General features: G+C 61.9%; 13 protein-coding genes. 4 read left to right on the top strand and 9 right to left on the bottom strand.

What is annotated here, in order from left to right; genetic code table 11:
- The first annotated feature begins 189 nt into the window (after positions 1 to 189).
- Positions 190 to 1,440 carry an efflux RND transporter periplasmic adaptor subunit gene (locus SM766_RS13625; RefSeq protein WP_368948105.1) on the top strand — a complete coding sequence of 417 codons (1,251 nt, stop codon included), beginning with the start codon at positions 190 to 192 and terminating at the stop codon, positions 1,438 to 1,440.
- On the top strand, positions 1,437 to 5,243 hold the full coding sequence (locus SM766_RS13620; RefSeq protein WP_368948104.1) for an efflux RND transporter permease subunit: 3,807 nt from the start codon (positions 1,437 to 1,439) through the stop codon (positions 5,241 to 5,243). Before SM766_RS13625 ends, SM766_RS13620 begins: the two co-directional genes overlap by 4 nt.
- Positions 5,244 to 5,342: 99 nt before the next feature.
- Here the strand turns inward: SM766_RS13620 and SM766_RS13615 are convergent, their stop codons facing one another.
- The 3 genes from SM766_RS13615 to SM766_RS13605 all read right to left on the bottom strand — a co-directional run bounded on the left by SM766_RS13615 (position 5,343) and on the right by SM766_RS13605 (position 10,250).
- A complete protein-coding gene (locus SM766_RS13615) occupies positions 5,343 to 6,425 on the bottom strand; it encodes an endonuclease/exonuclease/phosphatase family protein (protein ID WP_368948103.1) in 1,083 nt (360 codons plus the stop codon).
- A gap of 63 nt (positions 6,426 to 6,488) precedes the next feature.
- Positions 6,489 to 8,306 carry an ABCB family ABC transporter ATP-binding protein/permease gene (locus SM766_RS13610; protein WP_368948102.1) on the bottom strand — a complete coding sequence of 606 codons (1,818 nt, stop codon included), beginning with the start codon at positions 8,304 to 8,306 and terminating at the stop codon, positions 6,489 to 6,491.
- Positions 8,307 to 8,450: 144 nt separating this feature from the next.
- Positions 8,451 to 10,250, bottom strand: coding sequence for a LysM peptidoglycan-binding domain-containing protein (locus SM766_RS13605; protein WP_368948101.1), 1,800 nt, complete (start codon positions 10,248 to 10,250; stop codon positions 8,451 to 8,453).
- Positions 10,251 to 10,371: 121 nt separating this feature from the next.
- Here SM766_RS13605 and SM766_RS13600 point away from each other — a divergent pair, with 121 nt between their 5' ends.
- Positions 10,372 to 10,914, top strand: a complete 543-nt coding sequence (locus tag SM766_RS13600; RefSeq protein ID WP_065273483.1) for an LOG family protein — start codon at positions 10,372 to 10,374, stop codon at positions 10,912 to 10,914.
- Positions 10,915 to 10,983: 69 nt separating this feature from the next.
- Here the strand turns inward: SM766_RS13600 and SM766_RS13595 are convergent, their stop codons facing one another.
- Positions 10,984 to 11,439, bottom strand: a complete 456-nt coding sequence (locus tag SM766_RS13595; protein WP_368948100.1) for a host attachment family protein — start codon at positions 11,437 to 11,439, stop codon at positions 10,984 to 10,986.
- 144 nt (positions 11,440 to 11,583) lie between these two features.
- Positions 11,584 to 12,183: a superoxide dismutase gene (locus tag SM766_RS13590; protein ID WP_065270482.1), complete on the bottom strand. Its 600-nt coding sequence runs from the start codon at positions 12,181 to 12,183 to the stop codon at positions 11,584 to 11,586.
- Between the two features lie 118 nt (positions 12,184 to 12,301).
- On the opposite strand from SM766_RS13590, the gene SM766_RS13585 reads away from it, so the two are divergent.
- On the top strand, positions 12,302 to 13,087 hold the full coding sequence (locus SM766_RS13585; RefSeq protein ID WP_368948099.1) for an FkbM family methyltransferase: 786 nt from the start codon (positions 12,302 to 12,304) through the stop codon (positions 13,085 to 13,087).
- An 18-nt stretch (positions 13,088 to 13,105) separates the two neighbouring features.
- Here SM766_RS13585 and SM766_RS13580 read toward each other — a convergent pair whose 3' ends face one another.
- The 4 genes from SM766_RS13580 to SM766_RS13565 form a co-directional block, all read right to left on the bottom strand.
- Positions 13,106 to 13,519 (bottom strand): hypothetical protein, encoded by a 414-nt coding sequence (locus tag SM766_RS13580; protein ID WP_368948098.1) that lies wholly within the window; start codon positions 13,517 to 13,519, stop codon positions 13,106 to 13,108.
- Between the two features lie 134 nt (positions 13,520 to 13,653).
- The gene (locus SM766_RS13575) at positions 13,654 to 14,220 is read right to left on the bottom strand and encodes a sarcosine oxidase subunit gamma (protein ID WP_368948097.1); all 567 of its coding nucleotides are present in this window, start codon (positions 14,218 to 14,220) and stop codon (positions 13,654 to 13,656) included.
- Positions 14,213 to 17,242 carry a sarcosine oxidase subunit alpha family protein gene (locus tag SM766_RS13570; RefSeq protein ID WP_368948096.1) on the bottom strand — a complete coding sequence of 1,010 codons (3,030 nt, stop codon included), beginning with the start codon at positions 17,240 to 17,242 and terminating at the stop codon, positions 14,213 to 14,215. The genes SM766_RS13575 and SM766_RS13570 overlap by 8 nt, the downstream gene beginning before the upstream one ends.
- Before the next feature lie 100 nt (positions 17,243 to 17,342).
- Positions 17,343 to 17,684, bottom strand: coding sequence for a sarcosine oxidase subunit delta (locus tag SM766_RS13565; protein ID WP_274829103.1), 342 nt, complete (start codon positions 17,682 to 17,684; stop codon positions 17,343 to 17,345).
- Positions 17,685 to 17,740: the final 56 nt, after the last annotated feature.

Genomic DNA, 17,740 nt, shown 5'->3' with positions numbered 1-17,740 from the left:
AGCCGCAATATCCGGCAATCCGGGCGCAAGGCTGAAACAATGGGTAAAAATATGAAGTGAACTGCTTTGTTTAGTATGGACAATGCCTACATGCTTACTATGACTTTTTCCCGGGTGTCTGGCGGAACCCTCTTGGAAAGCCCAGCCAATGGCTGTGGCTTGCTCAGTGTTATTTGAGAAAGGCCCGAAATGCGTTTGATACCCCTTCTGACCGCGATTGCCGTCACCGCCGGACTGTATTTCCTGGTCCTGCAGCGGGAGGATCTGTTTGCCTTCGCCCGTGGCGAGACTGCTGTCGAAGCAACAGAGACCGTTGAAAGCGAACCCTCTGCCGAAGGCTCGGCCAGTGTCACGGTCACTGCAGAAAAACGCGTCGGCGTCGTCGTCAAACGCAGCGAAGCGCGGCCGCTCGACAGCGCCGTAATCCTGCGCGGCCAGACACAGGCCGCACGTCAGGTCGAGGTCAAGGCCGAAACAACATCCACCGTGCTGTCAGAGCCGCTGCGCAAGGGCACGCAGGTCAAGGCGGGCGATCTGTTGTGCGAGCTGGATCCGGGCACCCGGCTGGCCGCGCACCAGGAGGCGCAGGCCCGTCTGCTCGAAGCGCGCGCCCGTACCCCCGAAGCCGAAGCCAAGCTGGAAGAAGCCAACGCCCGCCTGAAAGAAGCGACAATCAACCTGACGGCGGCTGAAAAACTGTCGCAGGAAGGCTATGCCTCGGAAACACGGCTGGCGGCGGCGCGGGCGGCCGAACGCACGGCGGTTGCCGGGATCGCTGCGGCGCAGGGTGGTCTGGAAACCTCGCGTGCGGGCATCGAATCCGCGCTGGCGCTGGTCGCCTCCACCAGCAAGGAAATTGACCGGTTGCGTATTACAGCGCCTTTTGATGGCCTCCTGGAAAGCGACACCGCAGAAATCGGCAGCCTGATGCAGCCGGGCAGCCTTTGTGCGACCGTCATCCAGTTGGACACCATCAAGGTGGTGGGCTTTGTGCCTGAAACCGAAGTCAACCGGGTGCATCTTGGCGCGCTGGCCGGGGCCGAACTGGCCAATGGCGCGCGGGTTCAGGGCGAGGTCACATTCGTCAGCCGTTCGGCTGATCCGACCACACGCACCTTTGAGGTCGAAATCACCGTCGACAATCCCGACCTGAAGATCCGCGACGGGCAGACCGCCGATATCGTGATCTCCGCAGAGGGCACCAAGGCGCATCTGCTGCCGCAATCGGCGCTGACCCTCAACAACGATGGGCGGCTCGGCGTGCGGATCGTGCGCGAGGATCAAACTGCCGGCTTCGTTCTGGTCACCCTGCTGCGCGACACGGCCGAGGGCGTCTGGGTCAGCGGCCTGCCGGAAAAGGCTGACGTGATCGTCGTCGGTCAGGACTTCGTCACCGCAGGCGTGCCCGTTGCACCCACCTATCAGGAGGCGATGCAATGACCGGCATAGTCTCCTGGGCCGCAGACCGGGCCCGCATGGTTCTGGCCTTTATCGTGATCTCGCTCCTGGTGGGCGGGTTTGCCTATGTCAGCCTTCCAAAAGAAGGCGAGCCGGACATCGACATTCCGATGCTGCACGTCTCGGTGCAGTTTCCCGGCATTTCCGCCGAAGACAGCGAAAGTCTGCTGGTCAAGCCGATGGAATCGGAGCTTGTCGATCTGGACGGGCTGAAGGAAATGACCTCCACCGCGGCAGAGAATTACGCCGGTGTCCTGCTGGAGTTCGACTTTGGCTGGGACAAGAGCGCCACAATCGCCGATGTGCGCGATGCGATGAATACGGCGCAGGCGGATTTCCCGTCAGCGGCCGAGCAATACGTCATCAAGGAAATCAACTTTTCCGAATTCCCAATCGTCATCGTCAACCTGACCGGCGATGTGCCGGAACGGACCATGGCGCGCATCGCCAAGGACCTGCAGGACGATCTGGAATCGCTGGATGCGGTGCTGGAGGCCCCCATCGCGGGCAACCGCGATGAGATGGTCGAGGTGGTGATCGACCCGCTGCGGCTGGAATCCTACAACGTGACCGCGCTTGAACTGATCAACGTGGTACAGAACAACAACCAGTTGATCGCGGCGGGTGAGGTTGAAACCGCGCAAGGCACCTTCTCGATCAAGATCCCGTCGTCCTTTGACGATGTGCGCGACATTTACGCCCTGCCGATCAAGACCAACGGCGACCGGGTGGTCAAGCTGGGGGAACTGGCGCAGATCAACTATACCTTCGAAGATCGCGAAGGCACCGCACGGTTCGACGGCGAAGACACCGTTGCCCTGCAAGTGGTCAAACGGAAAGGGTTCAACCTGATCGACACAGTGGATCTGGTGAAAGAAACCATCGCCAAATCCGAGCAGAAGTGGCCCGCAGAACTGCGCGCGGCGATCTCGCTTGGTACCTCCAACGACCAGAGCCGCGTGGTCGGCTCCATGGTCAGCCAGCTGGAAGGCTCGGTCCTGACCGCGATTGCGCTGGTGATGATCGTGGTTCTGTCCTCGCTGGGTAGCCGAGCGGCGCTGCTGGTGGGCTTTGCCATTCCGACTTCTTTCCTTCTGTGCTTTGCCCTGTTGGCGCTGATGGGGATCTCTGTCTCCAACATCGTGATGTTCGGTCTGATCCTTGCCGTGGGCATGCTGGTCGATGGCGCCATCGTGGTGGTGGAATACGCAGACAAACGCATCAGCGAAGGCACCGGCCCGATGCACGCCTATGTGGAGGCTGCGCAGCGCATGTTCTGGCCGGTTGTCTCCTCGACCGCGACGACGCTTTGCGCCTTCTTGCCGATGCTGTTCTGGCCCGGTGTGCCGGGTGAATTCATGGGCATGCTGCCGGTAACGCTGATCTTCGTCCTCTCCGCATCGCTGGTGGTGGCGCTGGTCTACCTGCCGGTCATGGGCGGCGTCTCCGGTCGTATTAGCCGGGTGTTCGAAGGCACCTCGCAAGGCCTGCGTGCGGTGCTGCCATGGTGGGCACGGGCGCTGCTGGTGCCGCCGCCGATCTGGGGCATGTTCGCCGGTCTGATGCAGATGCTGAATCCGGGCTACCTACTGCCCGACGCCGCTGCTGCCGCCATGCCCGGTGCCATCCCGCCGCTCTTTGGCGCGCTGGTCTTTGTGCTGTCGGCCTTTGCCGCCTCCACCGCGCTGGGTGCCGCCCGGATCGAGCGCAAACCAAAGGTGGTCTCTGCAGGCTACCGCCATACGCCGTTCGGCTATTTCATCAAGTTCATCGCGGGCAATCCAATCATGCCTCTGGTCACGATTGCAGCGGTTGCCTTCAGCATCATGACGGTGTTCCAGATGTTCAGCGAGAACAACTATGGCGTCGAGTTCTTCGTGGAATCCGAACCGGAGCAAGCCACGGCATTTGTGAGGGCACGTGGCAATATCTCGCTGCATGAAAAGGACGAAATGGTGCGCCAAGCCGAAGAGGTCATCAAAGCGCATCCGGCGGTGATCAACGTCTTCTCCTTTGCAGGTGAAGGTGGTCTTGATACCGGTGGCCCCGGCGGCGGGCAATCGCCGCAGGATACCGTTGGTCAGGTCCAGTTCGAAATCATCCCCTGGGAAGATCGCCCGACGCAGACGGAAACATGGTTCTTCGATCTGCTGACCCGCGAGGTGACCGCTTCAGCCTATGACGGCCATACAGTGATAGACGAACTGAACGCCGAGCTGGAAAAACTGCCGGGCTTTGTGGCCGAATTAAAGGCACTCGAGCAAGGCCCCGGGTCGGGCAAACCCATCCATCTGCGGATCAAGGGCGACGGCTGGGAGGACCTGACATCCGCCACCGAAACCGCGCGCGCCTATTTCGACGAAATGCCGGGGCTGACGCTGGTTGAGGACACCCTGCCCCTGCCCGGTATCGACTGGCAGATCGACGTGGATGTGGAAAAGGCGGGCCGCTATGGCGCCGATGTGGCCACGGTGGGCGCCATGGTGCAGCTGGTGACGCGTGGTATCTTGCTCGACACCATGCGGGTGGACAGCTCGGATGAGGAAATCGAGATCCGCGTGCGCCTGCCCGATGAAGATCGTGTGCTGTCGACGCTGGACAACCTCAAGGTCCGCACCACCGATGGCCTGGTTCCGCTCAGCAACTTCATCACCCGCCAGCCGGTTCCGAAACTGGCGCAGATCAGCCGCGTGCAGCAGCAGCGGTATTATGATGTGAAGGCGGATGTGGAGCCGGGTCTCAGCAAAGTCGTCACAGCCGATCCCGAGACTGGCGAGGACAGGGTTTTGGGCCTGCTAAAAGCGGTCCCCGACACCGTGACGGCGGCCGAGGGGCAAATCACCGCTGCCAATGGCAACCGCTATACGATCTTCGCCCTGGATCAGGCCGATACGGCTGAAGAGCTCGGCACCGCCGTCGCAGAGGACGCCCGAATCCTGCCGGTCAACGCCAATGAACGGCTGGCGGCCATCACCACATGGCTGGACACCGATCCCTTCCCGAAATCCATCACATGGGAATGGACCGGCGACCAGGAGGAGCAAGAGGAAAGCGGCGCCTTCCTGTCCAAGGCTTTTGCCGGGGCGCTGGGGTTGATGTTCGTGATCCTTCTGGCGCAGTTCAACAGCTTCTACAATTCGGCGCTGGTGCTGCTGGCGGTGGTGCTCTCCACCACCGGGGTGCTGATCGGCATGATGGTGATGCAGCAGCCGTTCTCGATCATCATGACGGGTACCGGCATCGTCGCGCTGGCGGGGATCGTGGTGAACAACAACATTGTTCTGATCGACACCTATCAGGAGTTCAGCCAGCACATGCCCCGGATCGAGGCGATCATCCGCACCGCCGAGGCACGCATCCGTCCCGTGCTGCTGACCACCGTCACAACCATGGCCGGTCTGGCTCCGATGATGTTCGGCATCAGCCTCGACTTCATCGACGGTGGCTACTCCATCAACAGCCCCACCGCGCTGTGGTGGAAGCAGCTGGCGACCGCCGTGGTCTTTGGCCTTGGCATTGCTACCGTGCTGACGCTGGTGGTGACGCCATCGCTGCTGTCGATCCGGGTGTGGCTGGCGACCTACCTGTCGTGGATGGGCCGCCTGCTGGCGCGCATCACCGGTGGCCGGTCCAGCCGGATCGCGCAGGATATGCGTCTGGCCAAGAAAGCGCGCAAACTGCCCACGACCGAGCTGCTCTGGGTAGAGATCGACAGGAGCCCGGCAGACGATAGCGAGCCCGACACAGGACCGGGCACAGGCCCCGCCCTGCGCGCAGCGGAGTAAACGCCGTGTCTGGGCAGACAACCAGATGAAAGAAAGGCCCCGCAGATGCGGGGCCTTTCTTTTCTCTGCGCAGCATTGCGCCTCTGGCGCCAGCACGACTTACAAAAGGGCGGTTTCATCCGCGGATACGTTTTCAATCTTCTTCTGTGCAAGCTCTTCATCGCCTGGGCCGGGCGCCGGTTCCGGGTGCAACTGACGCGCCCGCGGCGTGTGCTGCAGAACCACCTGAATGGGAAAGTGATCCGAGCCGATGTTGCGGTGCCGCTTCATCGAAACCAGCGTGAAATCACCCGAGCAGAAGACGTGATCCAGCGGCCAGCGCAGCAGCGGGTAGCATGCGTGAAAGGTGCTGAAGATCCCCCGCCCAATGCGCGGATCCAAAAGACCGCTCAACTTTTGGAACAGCCGGGTCGATGCCGACCAGGCCACATCGTTGAGATCCCCCATGACCACCACCGGTCCCGCGCTGGCGTCAATGGTCTTGGCCACCAGCAACAGCTCTCCATCCCGTTCGGCAGAGGTCGGGTTCTCCGTCGGGCTGGGTGGCGCCGGGTGCAGGCAATGCAAGGCAACCCGCTGTCCCGAGGCAAGAACCACGGAGCCATGCATCGAGGGCACGCCCTCCTCCACCAAAAAGTGGACCTGCGGGTCGATCAACTCGAGCCGGGAATAAAGATGCATCCCGTAAAGGTTATCGAGCGGCTGCTTCACCCGGTAAGGGTAGTCCGCCTCGATCTGCTCCAGTTGTTCTTCCCACCACGCGTCTGTCTCTACCGTCAGCACCAGATCCGGCTGTGTCTCGCGGATCAGGTCCAGCAGCGGCTGCGCGTTGCGGTTGGTCATCAGGACGTTGGCCACCAGAAGGTTCAGCTGATCGTCAGGCCGCATCTGCCGCGCTGACTGGATCTGATAGGGAAAAAGCCGCGTATAGCGGATGATCCGCACGCACTGCAGCGCCGAGCAAAGCAACAACAGAACGATCAGCGCTTTATCGCCCTGCCCCTGCCAGCCGTAGACCCTGACATAGGCCAGCAAGGCAGCAACGGTGACCGTAGTGATCTGCAAGGCCGGGAATTCAAAGCCCCGCACCCACCAGCCTTCGTGCCGCAGCAGCGGCAGCAGGGTCAAAAGCGGCACTGCGCAGATGAACAGAAAAAGAGCCCAGTCCAGTAACACGTTCATCTTACACTCTTTATCCCGTTCACCCTACCGCGCGCCTTTGGAACGCCACCCGCGCTGACAGGCTCAGGCGACATCCTGATCCGCTTGCTGGCGCTGCCACAGATGGGCATAACGGCCACCGCGCGCAAGAAGATCCTCGTGAGAGCCTGCTTCCGCGATCTCCCCCTGCTCCAGCACCACGATCTGATCCGCCTCGGCGACGGTGGACAGGCGGTGCGCGATGGTGATCACCGTGCGCCCCTGCCCGGCCCGCGCCAGCGCTTCCTTGATCTCGCGCTCGGTATCGGTATCCAGTGCCGAAGTTGCCTCGTCCAGCAGCAGGATCGGCGGATCCTTCAGCAGGGTACGGGCAATGCCGACGCGCTGTTTCTCACCGCCCGACAGTTTCAGCCCGCGTTCGCCAACCTGCGTGTCATAGCCCTGCGGAAGACCGGCGATGAAATCATGGATCTGCGCCGCGCGCGCGGCGTCTTCGATCTCTTGCTGGGTGGCGCCATCGCGGCCATAGGCGATGTTGTAGCGGATGGTGTCGTTGAACAGCACCGTGTCCTGCGGCACCACGCCAATGGCGGCATGCAGGCTTTTCTGGCTGACGCTGCGCACATCCTGCCCGTCGATGGTTAGGGCACCGCCGGTGACATCGTAAAACCGGAACAACAGCCGCCCGATGGTGGATTTACCGGACCCGGTGGAGCCGACGATGGCCACCGTCTCACCTGGTTTGGCCTCCATGGTGATACCCTTCAGGATCTCGCGCTCCGGGTCATAACCGAAATGCAGGTCCTCCAACCGGATATGCCCCTTGCTGACCTTCAGCTCAGCCGCATTCGGACGGTCCTTCACATCCGGCGGCTGTTCCAGCAGGTCGAACATTTCACCCATATCAACAAGGCTCTGGCGGATTTCCCGGTAGACCGAGCCGAGGAAGTTCAGAGGCACAGTGATCTGGACCATGTAGGCGTTTACCATCACGAAATCACCAACGCTGAGGCTGCCGTCCTGCACGCCGATGGCCGCCATAACCATTACCGTTATCAAACCGCCAGTGATGATCACGCTCTGGCCAAAGTTCAGGAAGGCCAGCGAATAGGCAGTCTTCAGCGCCGCCTGCGCATAGGCACGCATGGCCCCGTCATAGCGGGCCGCCTCGCGCTCTTCAGCCCCAAAATATTTGACCGTTTCGAAATTCAGCAGGCTGTCGATCGCCTTTTGGTTGGCGTCAGTGTCCTGCTTGTTCATCTCGCGGCGCAGTTTCACCCGCCATTCGGTGATCGCCAGCGTGAACCAGACATAAAGCGCGATGGTGACACCGACCGCCAGCAGATAGCGCGCGTCGAACAGCACCGTCAGAATGATGGCCACCAGCACCAGTTCCAGCACCAGCGGACCGATCGAGAACAAGAGGAACCGCAGCAGGAATTCGACGCCCTTGACCCCGCGTTCGATGATCCGGGACAATCCGCCGGTCTTGCGGGTGATATGATAGCGCATCGACAGTCGGTGAATGTGCTGAAATGTCTCCAGCGCCAGACCGCGTAGCGCCCGCTGGGTGACAGGCGCAAACACCGCATCCCGCAGCTGTTGGAATCCGTTCGTCAGCACCCGCGCCACACCATAGGCGACGGTCAGCCCCACCGCGCCGAGCGCCAGCGGCGGCACGCCTTCACCCGCCAACGCATCCACCGCGCCCTTGTACAGAACCGGCGTATAAACGGCGATTAGCTTGGCCAGGATCAACACCACCATGGCCAGAACGACCCGGTATTTCACGCTCTTCTGGTCTGCGGGCCACAGGTAAGGAACCACCTTGCGCAGGGTGCGCAGGCTTGAGCGGCGTTCCTCGGCCGAGATGGAATCGATGGTGGTGGGGGATCGTCTCATGGCGTTCCTGCGGCTGGGCCTTCCGGCGGGCTGGCGATGTCTGATGCGTATCGCCTACTACATATCCCAAGCACAAAGCTGGGAAAGGATACGCCGCGCCCCCTGTGGCTGGGGACACGGCGCGTTTCTGGTACACCGAACAGATCAGTCCGGCAGGTTGAACACCTGTCCGGGATAGATCAGGTCGGGATCGCGGATCGCATCCTGGTTGGCCTGGAACACACGGACATAAAGGAACCCGCTGCCATAGCGTTCCTGCGAGATCGCCCAAAGGGTATCGCCCTTTTGCACCGTGATGGCCCGTACCAGCGGAACCGGCTGATCCGGCGCCTGTCCCGGCTGCTGCGTCTGCGGTTGCAGCACCTCGGGCGCCTCGCGTTTGAAGGGGGTTTCAAGACGACTCAGGACTTCTTCGCCGCTAGCGGAAATTTCATCCAGACGCAGAGTGTAGATGCCCGGTTCCACGGCAGCCAGCGCGCCGCCCCAGCGGCCATCCTCGGCCACGAGAAATTCGGTCTTGAGCGCATTGTCCACATAGACCCGCACCAAGGCACCCGCGCGGCCACGCCCAGCCAGCAGCACCTCGCCGCTGTCGGAATAGCTGATGGTATCAAGCGCGACCTTGCCATTCAGAACCGGCGTGGCTGGCTGCACCAGCTCTACACCGTCTGCACCGGCCCTTAGCACGGCAACCGCCGTTGGCTCCGGCTGCGGCGCAGGAACGGTTTCCGCGCTGGCGAGTGTTTCCTCGGCCACCGGCTCGCTTTGGGGCGGTGTGGTATCGTCGGGGCCAACAGTGCCGGTCTCGCCCTCCGCGGTTGCCACCTCGACCTGTGCGGCCTCAGCCTCCACCGGTTGCTCCGGTGCTGCCGTTTCCGCCTCGACCTGCGGCGTGGTGGTTTCGGCTACGACGGGCTGTACTTCTCCCTCGGCTGCGACCGGAGCGGGCGCTCCGCTCTGCTCAGTCGACTGTTCCTGTGAAACGGCCTCAGATGTTTCAGCCTGCGCAACCTCCACGGCCTCTTCGCTCTGCGGAGCTGCGGTGTCCTTGGATACAGCCGCAGACTCGGCCTCGGGCTTCGCGGCATCCTCGGCATCCGCCACCTGCGGCTCTGGCGCCGCGGAGATCGGTGCCAAAATGAACTGATCCTCAGAGGGTTGTTTCTGATCCTCGAACCGCGCCAGAAGCGAAATCACCCGCGGCTGGTCGCTGGGCAGGATGCTGGAAAAAATCACGAAATCGCCGCTGCCCTGAACCTCGGTCTGTTCCAAAACCGTACCATCCAGCAGTACCTCGACCGCGGCTCCGGCCTGTGCACGACCTGCAATCACAAGGGCACCGTCGGGGTCGACCCGCACCAGATCCAGCATTGGCGCTTCCAACAGCGGCGCCGCCTCTTCCACGGGCGCCTCTGCGGTGGTCGCAGGGTCTTCAGAAACCGCTGCCTCCTCGGTCGCGGTATCAGCAGCAACATCCGCCTTTTGCGTATCTGCAACGGTGTCGCTGTCATCCGCCGCGGGAACCTCTGCCTCAGGTGCCTGGGCTACCGCCGTTTCGCTCTCAACTGTCTCTGTTGGCTCGGCGGTTTCGACAACGGCATCTGCCGTCTCCTCAACTGCCGCAGGGGCCGCATCCTCTGCGGCTGTCTGCTGCGGCACATCGGTCGCAGGTTCAGGCGCGCTTTCCGAAGCGGTCGCAGTTTCAGGTTCAGCCGCGGAATTGGCGGTCTCAACCGTGGTGGTCACGCCAACCGGCTCTTTGGCCGCCGGGGACACCGTCACCTCGGGCTGCACCACCGTGCGCGATGCGGCCTCTTCAGGCCCCTCGCCCCGGTCAAACACCCCCAGCTGCATCAGCACGACGCCGCCCACGATCACGACGACAGAAGCAATACCCCCCATCGCCAGGGGGCTGAGCCCCCCACTTCCAGATGTTTGCGCCATCTTGTTCCTTCCTTGTGCGAGATGTTTTCCCTCGCTTGGTTGAGCCAGCCTACCAATGGGGGTATCTGGGGTCAAAACAGCATACCTGTTTCGCTGCCAAACCCTGTCGAAAGGCTATCTCATGAGCATAAAATCCGTCTGTGTGTATTGCGGATCACGTTTTGGAGCAATGGCCAGCTATGCCGCAGCCGCCGAGACCCTTGGAAAAGGGCTCGCCGCACAAGGTCAGCGGCTCGTGTACGGTGCCGGAGACGTCGGCCTTATGGGCACCGTCGCTCGGGCGGCGCAGGCTGCAGGTGGTGAAACCTTTGGCGTGATCCCGGTGCATCTGGAACGGCGCGAGGTCGGCAAATCGGATCTCACAACCTATGTGGTGACCGAAACCATGCATGAGCGTAAAAAGGTCATGCTCTATAACGCCGACGCCGTGGTGGTGCTGCCCGGCGGCCCGGGATCGCTGGACGAGTTGTTCGAAGTGCTGACCTGGCGCCAGCTGGGCCTGCACGACAAACCGATAATAGTGGTCAACACCGATGGCTACTGGGACAAGCTGCGCGACCTTCTGGAACACGTGGTGGCACAGGAATTCGCGGGCGCAGAGATGCAGGATTACCTGACCTGGGTCGACAGCGCCGAAGAGGCACTGGCCAAGCTGAACTCCTGAACCGGAAGGCACTCCGGTTCAGGACCAAACCCAGCACCCTGGCCCCGGCAAAACGGGGTCAGAGATCACTCAAACAGGTGCCAGCGCGGTTTTCACGGCCTCGGCAATTTCTGGCACCGGGTGTTTGGTTAGATCTTTCGGCAGCTCCGCAATCAGCAGTTTGGCAGCATCCCCGCTTAGCTCGGGGCGCAGCGCGCCAAGGCTGCGCGGCGGTGCAATCAAAACCAGCCCGGAGCAGGCCCCGGCGGCCACCCATTTGTTGACCAGCGATGCCACCCCGGCAGCGAAGTCATCTTCGGCCATCTGATGCCAGTCCGCAGGTTCAACCGCGCCAAGCGCAGCTCTTGCTGCCCCGCTGAGCCGACCGGGCGCCTCTGACCCTTGCGCTTCGTTCGACGGGTTGGCGATCTCGTCGGCGCGCATCACGCGCAGGTCCGCATCCACCGTATCGCTGACGTTCTCCAGAAACAGCGCCTTCTGGCCGTCTGCAACGATGATCCATAGTCCTTTGGGCAATTTAATCATGCGTGTTCCCTTTCCTCCGTTCCGCTTCCTCTGTGCCGCCAGCCAACCGGAAAACATGGCAGGGAACCTTGACGCGTATCAAACTGCCACGAAAAAACCCGCGCCGGTCCGGCGCGGGTTTCGTATCTCGTATCCTGTCGCGGATTACATGCGCGAAGCGACGTTTTCCCAGTTGACCAGGTTGTCGAGGAAGTTGGTCAGGTAGGCCGGGCGCTTGTTGCGGAAATCGATGTAGTAGGAGTGTTCCCACACATCACAACCCAGCAGCGCGGTCTGGCCAAAGCAAAGCGGGTTCACGCCATTCTCGGTCTTGGTGACTTTCAGGGCGCCATCGGTGTCTTTCACCAGCCAAGCCCAGCCGGAGCCGAACTGACCCGCGCCTGCGGCGGAGAATTCTTCCTTGAACTTGTCGACGGAGCCGAAGCTTTCGACCAGTGCCTTTTCCAGCTCACCCGGCATCGCGGAGGCGCCCGGACCCATCATTTCCCAGAACTGGTTGTGGTTCCACAGCTGGGAGATGTTGTTGAAGATGCCGTTCTGGGCGACGGCGGATTTGTCGTAGGTGCCGACAATGATCTCTTCCAGCGTCTTGCCGTCCCACTCGGTTCCGGCGATCAGCTTGTTGCCGTTGTCGACATAGGCCTTGTGGTGCAGATCGTGGTGGTATTCCAGGGTTTCGGCGGACATGCCCTTGGAAGCCAGCGCATCATGTGCATAAGGAAGATCGGGAAGTTCAAAAGCCATATCGGACCCCTGTCAATTTTGTTGCGTTCCTATGCAGATACATGCGGCGCAGCATTCGGCAGGTCAAGGGCCTAGACAAGAAATCCGCGCCATCTGACTGCGACGTCTATGTGCGCAAATGGGAGAGACCGCCATGATCGCCGAGGCCTGGATCCGCGCCCGCAAAGCGCTCTACCGCATGCGGGGCCACTATGTAGGTCAGTTGAACGGCGTTCCCTTTCGGCTGGATCCCTATCATTCCAAGTTCTGGCGCAAGGCCGCGGCAGGCAAGTGGGAGCCGGAGACCTTTCAGGTGCTGGATGCCCATCTCGACAAGGATCACGACTATCTCGACATCGGCGCCTGGATCGGTCCCACCGTCCTATACGGCGCGCACAAGGCACGGCGCGTGATGTGTTTTGAACCCGACCCGGTTGCTTTCCGCCATCTGGCCTGGAACCTGGAACTGAACCGCGTCGACAATGTCTCGGCCTTCTCAGTCGCCATCAGCGGCGGTTTTGGTCTTGCCCGTATGGCATCTTTTGGCGGTGAGGCCGGAGACAGCATGAGCAGCCTTCTGAACGATGGCGATCACGGATCCGACGTGATGACGATCGGCTGGCAGGATTTCGCAGCAAAGGCGGATCTGTCGCGCGTGTCGCTGGTCAAGCTCGATATTGAAGGCGCCGAATTCGACGTTCTACCGCAGATGATCCCCTGGCTGAAAGAACAGCGCCCGGCCCTCTACCTTTCCACCCACGCGCCTTTCCTACCTGAAGAGACCCGCAAGGCGCGGATGGCAGAGCTGGCCGATCTTCTGTCCTTTTACGGCGAATGCCACCCTGACAATGGGGCGCAGGCCGGGTTTGAGGCTCTCACCACCACCCGCGCCCTGACGCAGTTCCCCACGTTTCTGTTCAAGTGAAGCGTCCTGCGGGGCAGATTATTTGACCCGTTTACACGCGCCGGTGCCGCGGTGGCTTCCGTCTCCGCCATGAACGCGCGCGCTGATCGTTGCCCTGGACCGCGCTGCATCAAGCCGCACAGTGTAGGTCGCCGTGGCTGTCCTATTTCCCTGAACGGGCAAACCCGTCAGGGTCCATTTCATGAGGTATTTCTGCTCCTTCGCCACGCTGAATGTCACAGGCAACGGGGCCTTATTGACGTGGTGAATGTAAGCATCGTAGGCCATCGCGGTTCCGGCGGCCTCATCCACCACATAGGCAGCCTTTTCCGGGATCCAGCCATAGCTGGTATGGGCGGTATATTCACATTCATAAACAATGGGCGCGCCTGCGGCGGCCAATGGCAGCGCGCACAGCGACAGAGCCGCCGCTACTATAGATCCTTTAAACATGTGCAATCCTTGCTTCAAACTTCAGCACCTCAAGACAGCAGAACAAACACCTGATCAAAAACAATAAACGTGCCCCGGGGGTTCGGGGCACGTTATTGAATGGATCGATTTCGCACAACCCAAAAGGGCCGATGTCAGTAGACGCCAACCTTTGATTGCGGGTGGGCAGATGCTTTCAACAGGTTGAAGACATACCCCGCGACCGAGCGGAAGCAGACAATGTGGAAGGTCTCCTCTTCATCCAGCCAGAAGGCCGCAGCCACCTGCGCCATGCGGGTGCGGCGGAAATCGCCGGGGGTGAAGGCTGCCGCATCGAAATCCACCGGACAGACCTTGCCCAGAACCTCGCGCGCACCTGCGCCCGAGAGGTGGAAAAAGGCCCTCGCATCAGAGACATTCACCGCCAGAGCGTGCTCGCCCGCAAGCGCCTCGGCCAGCGCCACGGTCTTGGCTTCGGCGTCGGCATAAGGCACCAGAAGCAGCAGCTCATCCGGGGACATCCAGGCCACGGCGCCGCTCTCGGCGGTGGTGATCCGGCGAGGCGCCGGCACATCTGCGCCGGTGGCCACCTTCACCGCCTGTTGCAGGGTCTTGGAGGACAGATCGCCGCGCAGGGTGATCATCCCCTGCAGACCGGCCTCTTCCAGCGTGGCCATTCCGGCGTAGCTGGCGCCGCCCAGGGCGCTCACAGGATTAGACATTCTGCTTTTCCCCTTCCTTGTCGTAGAAGACCGGATCGACGATCCGTGCCTTGAAAATGGTGCCATCGGTGCCGGGGAAGTCGAGAACCTCTCCCATGCGGTCGGGGCCGTGTTTCACCAGTCCCATCGCGATCCCCTTGCCCAAGGTTGGGGAATAATAGGTCGAGGTGACCCGGCCGATGGTGTTTTTCTGGCCGTTGGCATTGACGCCATTGCCGACCGCATAGGCGCCGTCCGGCAGCACCGACCCGTCGGTCGTCTCAAGCCCCACCAGTTTCCAGCGTTCCGGATCCGCCATATGGCTGCGCAGCTGCGCGCGCTTGCCAATGAAGTCTTCCTTCTTCTTGGAAATCGCCCAGTTGAGGCCCAGATCCTGCGGAATGACCGTACCGTCGGTTTCATCCCCGATCATGATAAAGCCCTTCTCCGCGCGCAACACGTGAAGGCATTCGGTGCCATAGGGCATCACGCCAAACTCCTGCCCCGCCGCCATCAGCGCATCCCAGAAGGCCTGACCGTCAGAAGCAGCAACAGCGATCTCGTAGGACAATTCGCCCGAGAAGGAGATCCGGTAGACCCGGCATTTGAAGCCGCCGATCTCTCCGTCCTTCCACTCCATGAAGGGCAACGCCTCCTTGGAGACATCCAGACCGCCACCGGCCTCGCCGTTCAGCTTTTCCAGCACCTTGCGCGCCTTGGGACCGACCACCGCGATCTGGGCGTATTGCTCGGTCACATTGGCAACATAGACTTTCCAGTCCCACCATTCGGTCTGCAGCCATTCTTCCATATGGGCATGGATGCGGTCGGCGCCGCCGGTGGTGGTGTGACACAGCCAAGTGTCCTCGTCGATGCGGGCAACCACGCCGTCATCCGACAGGAAGCCGTTCTCGGAGCACATCAGACCATAGCGACATTTGCCGACTTTCAGGGTCGACATCATGTTGGTGTACATCATGTCGAGGAACCGCCCGGCATCAGGGCCTTTGACGATCAGCTTGCCCAGGGTTGAGGCATCCAGCATGCCGACGTTCTGGCGGGTGTTGGTGATCTCGCGGTTGACCGCCTCCTTCACGCTTTCGCCGCTGCGCACATAGGCGTAGGGGCGGCGCCAGTGGCCGACCGGTTCCCAGTCGGCGCCATTGCCATCGTGCCAGTCGTACATCGGCGTCTTGCGCAGGGGTTGGAAGATCTCGCCGCGCGCCTCGCCGCCGATCGCACCCATGGAAATGGGGTGATAGGGCGGGCGGAAGGTGGTGGTGCCCACCTGCGGGATTTCCGATCCGAGACTGTCAGCAAGGATCGCCAGGCCGTTGATATTGCTGAGTTTACCCTGATCCGTCGCCATACCAAGCGTGGTGTAACGCTTGGTATGCTCAACGCTTTCATAGCCTTCGCGCGCCGCCAGCTGCACGTCGGAAACCTTGACGTCGTTCTGGAAGTCCAGCCAGGCCTTCATGCGCAGGTTGATTTCAGCGCGGGCGGGCATCAGCCAGACCGGCTGCATCGGCGCTTCGTCCTGCGCTTCGCCCTTGGCGGCAGTAGCATCGGCTTTGAACCCGGCCGCAGCGGCGGCCTTGGCCCCGGCCTCGGCGCCATCGGCCAGCACCGCATCTAGTGTCAGCGGGCCGCTGGCAGCGCCAGCGGTCACCACGAAACCTTCGCCATCTGCGCCGAGCGGCGGACGGGAGGGATCGGGGCGGAAATGCGTCTGAGCATCATCCCAAGTAAGCTTGCCGCCACAATGGGACCACAGGTGCACCACCGGAGACCAACCGCCGGACATGGCGACCGCATCGGCTTCGACCTCTTCCTGGGCGCCGCCCTGACCATTCTGGGCGCAGATCGCGACCTTGGTCACATGCTTGCCGTCCTTGACCTTGGCGATGCCGCGGCCGCATTCGACACGGATACCAAGCGCGCGGACCTCATCCATTAGGGCGCCGCCACCGGCTTCGCGGGTGTCGAGCACGCGTACAACCTCGACGCCTGCACCATGCAGCGCCAGCGCGGTGCGATATGCATCATCGTTGTTGGTCGCTACCACCACGCGCTGCCCCGGGGTCGCGCCCCAGTTCACCACGTAATCGCGCATCGCTGCGGCCAGCATCACGCCGGGCACATCGTTGCCAGCAAACGACAGCGGCCGTTCGATGGCGCCAGTTGCGGTGACGATCTGTTTTGCACGGATCCGCCACAGGCGGTGGCGCGGACCACCCTGCCCCGGTGTGTGATCGGTCAGCCGTTCGTATCCCAGAGCATAACCGTGATCATAGACGCCCGATCCCATGCAGCGGTTGCGCAGAGTGACGTTCTCCATCGCGGTGAGTTCTGCCAGCGCCTGTTCCACCCAGGCTTCGGGATCGTCGCCATCGATGGTCCCACCATCGACCGGCGCCCGACCGCCCCAATGGGCGTTCTGTTCCATCACCAGCACCTTGGCGCCCGAACGAGCCGCCGTCAGCGCCGCCTGAAGGCCGGCAACACCGCCGCCAACCACCAGAACATCGGCAAAGAAATAGAAGTGTTCGTAGGTGTCCGCATCCTTCAGTTCGCGGTCCGGCGCCTGGCCCAGACCTGCGGATTTGCGGATGATCGGCTCGTAGACGTGTTTCCAGAAGGGTTTGGGGTGGATGAACGTCTTGTAGTAGAAACCAGCAGGCAGGAAACGCGCCAGCTTGTTGTTCACGACGCCCACGTCGAACTCAAGGCTGGGCCAGTGGTTCTGCGACTGGGCGCTGAGGCCGGAAAACAGCTCGGTCGTGGTGGCGCGCTGGTTCGGTTCGAACCGCGCACCGGAGCCGAGGCCAACCAGCGCGTTGGGCTCTTCCGCGCCCGAGGCAACCAGCCCACGTGGGCGGTGGTATTTGAAGGACCGGCCCACCAGCAGCTGATCATTGGCCAGCAGCGCCGAGGCCAGCGTATCCCCGGCATAGCCTGTCATCCGCGTGCCGTTAAAGGTGAACTCGATGGGTTTGGAGCGGTCGATCAACCGGCCCTGATTGGCAAGACGCGTGCTCATGCTGCGAACCTTTCGCGATAAAAGGCGGTGGTATTCGGTGTGTGTTCCGCGAAACGGGCCATGCCCGGCTGCGGTCGGTCTGTGCGACGAAGTACGCCTGTCATGACTTGGCATCCGAAAACTCGCGCCAGCTCCAGCCGGGGCGTTTGGCGGTGATCGCGTCGCGAATTTCCTGCGGCGGCTCGGTGGTCTGCGCCGAATAGGTGCCAAAAACCTCAAGCGTCATGGTGCAGCGGGCCGCGTGGAACCACTTGCCGCAGCCATTGACGTGCCGCCAGCGTTCGAAATGCACGCCTTTGGGATTTTCCCGCATGAACAGATAATCATGGAACTCATCATCCGAGGAGCCGGGACCAAAGCGCGTCAGATGCGCCTCACCGCCACCGTGCAGTTCGGTTTCTTCGGCTTTGACGCCGCAATAGGGGCATTCAAGGATCAGCATGGGCCATGCTCCGGTTTGGTCTGGTCTACTGCCCCCGAACCGAGGGCGGGGATCGG

The sequence above is a fragment of the Pseudophaeobacter sp. A-200-2 genome, assembly GCF_041008815.1.
Classification (GTDB): Bacteria; Pseudomonadota; Alphaproteobacteria; order Rhodobacterales; family Rhodobacteraceae; genus Phycobacter; species Phycobacter gallaeciensis_A.
The sequence above is the reverse complement of the archived record's forward strand: the minus strand, read 5'-3'. Positions and strand labels throughout refer to the sequence as shown.

Excerpts from the sequence above, each read along its gene's own strand:
- SM766_RS13580 (WP_368948098.1), bottom strand. The coding sequence starts at position 13,519 with ATGTTTAAAGGATCTATAGTAGCGGCGGCTCTGTCGCTGTGCGCGCTG.
- SM766_RS13620 (WP_368948104.1), top strand. The coding sequence starts at position 1,437 with ATGACCGGCATAGTCTCCTGGGCCGCAGACCGGGCCCGCATGGTTCTG.
- SM766_RS13575 (WP_368948097.1), bottom strand. The coding sequence starts at position 14,220 with ATGTCTAATCCTGTGAGCGCCCTGGGCGGCGCCAGCTACGCCGGAATG.
- SM766_RS13595 (WP_368948100.1), bottom strand. The coding sequence starts at position 11,439 with ATGATTAAATTGCCCAAAGGACTATGGATCATCGTTGCAGACGGCCAG.
- SM766_RS13600 (WP_065273483.1), top strand. The coding sequence starts at position 10,372 with ATGAGCATAAAATCCGTCTGTGTGTATTGCGGATCACGTTTTGGAGCA.
- SM766_RS13615 (WP_368948103.1), bottom strand. The coding sequence starts at position 6,425 with ATGAACGTGTTACTGGACTGGGCTCTTTTTCTGTTCATCTGCGCAGTG.
- SM766_RS13565 (WP_274829103.1), bottom strand. The coding sequence starts at position 17,684 with ATGCTGATCCTTGAATGCCCCTATTGCGGCGTCAAAGCCGAAGAAACC.
- SM766_RS13605 (WP_368948101.1), bottom strand. The coding sequence starts at position 10,250 with ATGGCGCAAACATCTGGAAGTGGGGGGCTCAGCCCCCTGGCGATGGGG.
- SM766_RS13610 (WP_368948102.1), bottom strand. The coding sequence starts at position 8,306 with ATGAGACGATCCCCCACCACCATCGATTCCATCTCGGCCGAGGAACGC.
- SM766_RS13625 (WP_368948105.1), top strand. The coding sequence starts at position 190 with ATGCGTTTGATACCCCTTCTGACCGCGATTGCCGTCACCGCCGGACTG.
- SM766_RS13585 (WP_368948099.1), top strand. The coding sequence starts at position 12,302 with ATGGGAGAGACCGCCATGATCGCCGAGGCCTGGATCCGCGCCCGCAAA.
- SM766_RS13570 (WP_368948096.1), bottom strand. The coding sequence starts at position 17,242 with ATGAGCACGCGTCTTGCCAATCAGGGCCGGTTGATCGACCGCTCCAAA.
- SM766_RS13590 (WP_065270482.1), bottom strand. The coding sequence starts at position 12,183 with ATGGCTTTTGAACTTCCCGATCTTCCTTATGCACATGATGCGCTGGCT.